The following is a 383-nucleotide window of genomic DNA, read 5'->3' as shown; positions in this document are numbered from 1 at the left end:
TGTTGGTGGGTGTGTTTTGTTTGGTGGTGTTTTGTTTTGTGGTGTGTGTGGTTTTGGTTGTTTGTTTGTTTTTGTTTTGTTTTTTTTTTTTTTTTTTTTTTTGGGTTTTTTTTTTTTTTTTGTGTTTTGTGGTTTTTTGTGGGGGGTGTTGTGGTTGGGGGGGGTGGGGGGGTTTGTTTGTTTTTGTTTTTGTTTGTGGTTGTGTTTTTTTTTTTTTTTTGTTTTGTTTTTTTTTTTTTTTTTTTTTTTTTGGTTGTGGTTTTGGGTGTTTGGTTTTGGTTTTGTTTTTTGTTTTTTTTTTTGTTTTTGTGGTTGTTTTTTTTTTTTTTTTTTTTTTTGGGTTTTTTTTTGGGGGGTTTTTGTTTTTTGTTCTGGGGCGGCCC

At 30.5% G+C, this 383-nt stretch carries 1 protein-coding gene; it reads left to right on the top strand.

What is annotated here, in order from left to right; genetic code table 11:
* A partial coding sequence (locus PUR71_RS41295; protein ID WP_329927531.1) for a hypothetical protein occupies nt 1-383 on the top strand: 383 nt, incomplete at both ends.

Source organism: Streptomyces sp. SP17BM10 (assembly GCF_036322405.1).
GTDB lineage: Bacteria > Actinomycetota > Actinomycetes > Streptomycetales > Streptomycetaceae > Kitasatospora.
Note: the sequence above shows the minus strand (reverse complement) of the source record. Positions and strands in the feature narration are given on the sequence as shown.